The organism is Wolbachia endosymbiont of Drosophila barbarae (genome assembly GCF_044752445.1).
GTDB classification, from domain to species: domain Bacteria; phylum Pseudomonadota; class Alphaproteobacteria; order Rickettsiales; family Anaplasmataceae; genus Wolbachia; species Wolbachia pipientis.
The window spans coordinates 1-5600 of record NZ_JBIXJM010000145.1 but is presented as its reverse complement, the minus strand read 5'-3'; the positions used below and the strand labels follow the sequence as shown (position 1 = coordinate 5600).

General features: G+C 36.1%; 6 protein-coding genes. All 6 read left to right on the top strand.

Going from position 1 to position 5600, the window contains the following annotated elements; genetic code table 11:
- The first annotated feature begins 362 nt into the window (after window positions 1-362).
- The 6 genes from ACIPNH_RS02525 (at window position 363) to ACIPNH_RS02500 (ending at window position 5373) form a co-directional block, all read left to right on the top strand.
- Window positions 363-2078 (top strand): ABC transporter ATP-binding protein, encoded by a 1716-nt coding sequence (locus ACIPNH_RS02525; RefSeq protein WP_264724193.1) that lies wholly within the window; start codon window positions 363-365, stop codon window positions 2076-2078.
- Window positions 2079-2273: 195 nt separating this feature from the next.
- The gene (locus ACIPNH_RS02520; protein WP_010962563.1) at window positions 2274-2492 is read left to right on the top strand and encodes a hypothetical protein; all 219 of its coding nucleotides are present in this window, start codon (window positions 2274-2276) and stop codon (window positions 2490-2492) included.
- Between the two features lie 93 nt (window positions 2493-2585).
- Entirely contained in the window at window positions 2586-4292 is a 1707-nt protein-coding gene (gene argS, locus ACIPNH_RS02515) for an arginine--tRNA ligase (protein WP_264724192.1), read from the top strand.
- A 94-nt stretch (window positions 4293-4386) separates the two neighbouring features.
- Window positions 4387-4611, top strand: a complete 225-nt coding sequence (locus ACIPNH_RS02510; protein ID WP_400771532.1) for a hypothetical protein — start codon at window positions 4387-4389, stop codon at window positions 4609-4611.
- Window positions 4589-4891, top strand: a complete 303-nt coding sequence (locus ACIPNH_RS02505) for a type II toxin-antitoxin system RelE family toxin (protein WP_265024662.1) — start codon at window positions 4589-4591, stop codon at window positions 4889-4891. The genes ACIPNH_RS02510 and ACIPNH_RS02505 overlap by 23 nt, the downstream gene beginning before the upstream one ends.
- A 326-nt stretch (window positions 4892-5217) precedes the next feature.
- Window positions 5218-5373: a hypothetical protein gene (locus ACIPNH_RS02500; RefSeq protein ID WP_167347043.1), complete on the top strand. Its 156-nt coding sequence runs from the start codon at window positions 5218-5220 to the stop codon at window positions 5371-5373.
- Window positions 5374-5600 lie beyond the last annotated feature (227 nt).

Below are 5600 nucleotides of genomic sequence, written 5' to 3'. Positions count from 1 at the left end.
CCTGCAAATTGGCGTACTATACTGTCTTAAACGACTTATAAGCGCGTTTCAGCTTATATAGGTAAAAACCTAGAAATGTTGTGAAGACATAAGGTGGACATAGTGCAAAAAATTAAAAATAAGACGCCAACTACGTTGTTTTCTTGCTGTTTAATCTGCACAGATGAAGATAACTGAATACCTTCAATACCATGATAAGAGGACTGGCGGAGTTTGTCAAGCAAGTTTTTCGTTTCTGCGGGCTACTACCCTTTCTTGGTGGACTATAACAGCTGCAGAACCTAAATTGCTTCATACTACACCTTTCCCCTTTCCCCTGAAACTAGAATCTATATACTTAACTTTAGAAACTTTAAAATACGATGCGATCTAATATTAGGCAGTTATTTTACTATATAAAGCCTAATCTATCCTATTTTGTCATAGCTTTTATTGCAGTTTTATTTTCAGCCTTAACGATCCTCCTCTTTGGCAGAGGCTTAAGCAATATAATTGATTCTGGCACAGAGCACGATTTTACTACCAAACTATTAGTTGCAATACTTATAGTTTTAGCCATTTCTCTCACTGCATTTACTCGGTTATATTTCATTGGCATTGGCAGCGAGAAAGTTATCGCAAGAATCAGATATGACTTATATAGCAGTATCACTAACTTGCAACCAAGTTTCTTTGAGAACACAGGCGTACAAGATGTTATCTCAGCGTTAATTACTGATACCTCTGTGCTGCAATCAATAATAAACAGCAGCTTACTAACCATATTACGAAATTTTGTGATTCTGATTGGTAGTGTTGCTATGTTATTGTATACAAATATACAACTAACTGCGTATGCAGCCGCAATAATACCTATACTACTCATTATCATGACCTCACTTGGAAAAAAAGTGCGTAGCCATGCACGCTTTGCCCAGGATAAATTAAGTGAGCTTGCGTCATTTAGTGAGGAAAATTTTAGATCTATAGTGACTATCAAATCGTTTGTACTCGAGGAAAACGAAAAAATCCGTTTTAAGGAACATTTAAACTCAGTATCAAAATCATACGTAAAATTAGTACTCTTGCGTGCTATTTTAGTAACTCTAGTTATCACGTGTGTGATAGGTTCACTAGTTGTTTTGCTCTTTTTTGGTATTAAAGAAGTCTTAAGCAATAATATAACTATTGGAGAACTCTCCTCATTTGTGTTTTATTCAGCGCTTGCGGCAGGAGCTATAAATAATTTGAGCGATAATATCAGTGATTTACAACGAGGTCTTGGAATAGTAGAGCGTTTATTTGAATTTAAAAATATGAAAAGCTCTATAGCAGATCCCGATGATCCTATAAAAATTTGTAGTGTTCAAAAGGGAATTTCGTTTAATGGCGTAACATTTTTTTATGAATCTCAGTCTGATAAGCCAGCGTTAAATAACGTATCATTTTCTATAGAGGCAGGTCAAGCAGTATCAATTGTTGGACCATCTGGCAGTGGTAAAAGCACCATTTTAAAGCTTCTGCTCCGTTTTCATGATCCAAACAAAGGTAGCATTACTATCGATGGGCACAATATTAAGTCAATTGCGCTAAATGACCTCAGATCGTTGTTTGGCTTAGTGCCACAAGATCACATGATATTCTCTTGCTCAATAATGGAAAATATACTATATGGCAAACCAGGTGCCGAATATGAGGAAGTGAAGCAAGCAGCCATCAGCGCTTATGCGATGGAATTTATTGATAAGCTGCCTGATAAATTTGATACATTTGTAGGAAAAAGAGGATTAAAACTTTCTGAAGGACAAAAACAACGTATTGTAATAGCAAGGGCCATACTCAACAATCCTCAGGTTTTAATACTGGATGAAGCAACCTCTGCCCTTGATTACAAAAGTGAGAACCTCGTGCAAAAAGCATTGAGCAAGTTAATGCAAAACAGAACAACAATCGTAATTACACACAGGCTATCAACCGCACTCAAGACTGACAAGATTATAGTAATTAATCATGGAAAAGTAGAAGAAGTAGGCACTCATGACTCTCTAATAAGTAAAGACGGGCTATATGCAAAACTGGCGAAGATACAGTGGAATTGAAAGAAAATTTAAATCATACCGTTAGTTGATATGCTAGATTTATAATTAAAATTATTAAATTTTTAATTTTATTATTTTATAATGGTTCCATAGTTATCCGGAAATTTCGTGATCTGTAGTTTCTTTCATTCACGTTATATTCATAGCTTGTTCTATCTTAATGTAATTCCAATTTTGACTGTATAGGAGGTCTCTATGTTAAAACATAACTATAGTGATAAAATCAATAATCGCTATTCATATACTAACAAATTTTCTTATAGTGATGAGGGTGTAGACGAGACGATCAAGGATAAAATCACAACTGAAGATCAGGTAGTAACTGATGATGTTGAAGAGCCTGATGCTGGTAATGATGGTTACAGCGAAGGTATGGCTTTCTCTTACCATGGTTACGGCAACGACTTAATATAAACTTTGATCCAGGAAGATAAAATAGTTAAGATAAACCTTCAACTAGTCCCACTTATTCACTATACTGCTATAGATTTTATAGCAATATAGTGAATGAACATTTTTAAGCAGATTTCTTCTCTAATCTTTAGTAAATTGAATGAGTTGAAACAAAGGGGTGTTATAAGCACAAGTGCAGCAAACTTTATCATAGAGCCTCCAAGCAATAGAGTCCATGGAGACATTTACACAAATGTTGCTATGGTGCTTGCAAAGCATGAAAAGAAGAATCCCATTGAAATTGCAGAGGTTTTAGCCAAAGAATTTGAACTTTTTGATGAAGTTGCAAAAGTGGAAATAGCAGGCTCTGGTTTCATCAACATGCACTTAAAAATAGAAGTGTGGCATGGAATTTTAAAACAAATAAATGAGCTAAAAACAGAGTTTGGCACCCTAGATATAGGGAACAATCAGGCCATTAATGTTGAATTTGTATCTGCAAATCCAACTGGTCCACTGCATATTGGTCATGCAAGAGGGGCAGTATTTGGTGACGTTCTGGCAAATTTATTGAAAAAAGTTGGTTATAAAGTTACTAAGGAATACTATATTAATGATGCTGGAGCGCAGATAGATACACTAATAAAGTCAGTATATCTGCGGTACAAAGAAGCTCTGGGAGAAAAAATCAGCATCGAAAAAGGTTTATACCCAGGTGAATATTTAAAACCAATAGGGACTGGGCTGGCCAAAAAATATGGCGCAGAGCTTCTAGAAAAGCAAGATAATCAAGTGATTAGAGACTATACTTTAAGTTCTATCTTAGAAATCATAAAGGAAGACATGAACTTACTTGGAGTAAGTCATGATGTTTTTACTTCAGAGTATGAGCTACAAAAAAGTGGCAAAATTGAAGAGAGTATAAAGATATTGTCTGACAAGGGTCTAGTGTATGAAGGGTACTTGGAGAAACCAAAAGGCAAAGAAAGTGAAAATTGGACTTCCAGAAAAGAAATGTTATTTCGCTCTACAAAATTTGGCGATGATGTTGACCGCGCACTGAAAAAAGAGGACGGCAGTTGGACTTATTTTGCCTCGGATATTGCTTACCATTTTGATAAGATATCGCGTGGTTTTAACAATATGATCGTAGAGCTTGGTAGTGACCACGGCGGTTATGTCAAAAGACTCAAAGCAGTCGTCTCTGCGCTCAGTGATGATCAAGCAAAAATAGAGGTAAAACTGCATAATATTGTGAATTTTTTCGAGAACGGCAAACCTGTTAAGATGTCCAAAAGATCAGGAAACTTCCTAACAGCAAGAGATGTAGTGGAAGAAGTTGGCAGGGACATAACTCGTTTTATAATGCTAACACGCAAGAATGATATGGTCTTGGACTTTGATTTTGCTAAAGTTAAAGAACAGTCAAAAGACAACCCTATTTTTTACGTGCAATATGCGCATGCTCGTGCTCATTCGTTAATGCGTAATGCTCCAAAAGAGCTCCCAACAGCAGATCCTTCACTTTTAAGGACAGGTGGAGAGCTCTTCCTCATAAAAACCTTAGCAAAGTGGCCAGATGTGGTAGAAATTGCAGCAAGGCTTTGTGAGCCACACAGAATTACTTTCTACTTACTTGAAGTTGCAGAAGCGTTTCACGTTTTATGGGGGTATGGCAAGAGTGATTTAAACATGCGTTTCATACTGGAAGACAACTTAAACCTCACCGCTGCAAGAATGTTTCTCGTGCAGGCCTTAGCACACGTCATCGCTTCTGGACTTTCTATCTTCAATATAGAGCCTTTGGAAGAGATGAGTTGATTTTTTTATGCAAGATTGTTTTTTCAACGAATAGAGAAGTTGACAAAATTAAGTAAAAATGTTATAGTTTATAGTAGTATTTTCTGGTTAATATATGGCTCACAGTCAAAAAAAGCTCAATGTTAATGTAAGTTTTGACAGTAAATTGGCTCAGTATCTTATAGAAATGGCAGAGACTCAAAATAAAACTATTCCTGAAGTTTTAGTAGATTTAGTGGAAGAAGAGTTCGAAGAAGATGTAGAGCTATCCAAAATAGCTGACGATCGCCTCTCTGAAGGTGAAGAAGAAGTAGAGGATGATGAAAACATCTGGAAATAAAACTTACACTATAAAATTCTTAAAAAATGTTATTGAAAAAGAAATTCCAGCTCTTCCGGCAAAGATTAAATTAATGGTTCAGGAGGCCATAAAGAAACGCCTTACAGTTGATCCTTTTAATCTAGGAAAGCCTTTATGTCATAGCTTTAGAGGGCAATATAGGATAAGGGTTAGCAACTACTGTATAATTTACAGCATAAATCATTCAGAGTGCAGAGTACTTATTACTGCAGTGGGGCATAGAAAAAACATTTACAAACACAGGAGATTACACAATTAAAAATATAAGAAGATCTCACCGCTGCAACTTGTCCAAGCCTTAGCACACGTCATTGCTTCTGGACTTTCTATCTTTAATATAGAGCCGTTAGAAGAAATGAGTTGATTTTTTTTTTGTTACAATATGTAATGATCAAAATATTATTCAAAGTAGGGTAAAGTTATGACGATCAGTTTTAGGGAGTATTCAACTGTATTCACTGAAGTTGCGGAACAGACAGATTTAAATGCAAATAACATAATTGAAAGAATAAAAGGGCATTAGCATAGATCCCGCTAACAAGCAGCGGGATGACGGTTGTCAGGGTGTCAGGCTAGTACCTTCTCTTGTCATCCCAGTGCCCAGACACTGGGATCCAGAAAAGTTTGCTTGTTCACAAGCAAACTAGCATGGAAAGTGGTTACAACATTTTCGATGAGATTATATGGAAAACTGTATTCCAGTGTCAAGCACTGGAATACATCACAGGGGCACTGGAATGACACCCTTTACGGGCTCTTAAATTGTAACTATAAATGTTTAAGAAATTTACCAAATAAAAAAAAGGCAAAAGAAGCCCCGTGGTGGTTGGCTATTTACCATGTACTAAAATACCGGCGTTTTTTTTATTCTAAAACGCTTGATTAAGAGCGATTTAGATGCTTTTAACTTGCAACTAACCTACACCGCAAGTGTTTAAGAAATTTACTAAGCAGGAAAAAAGGCAAAG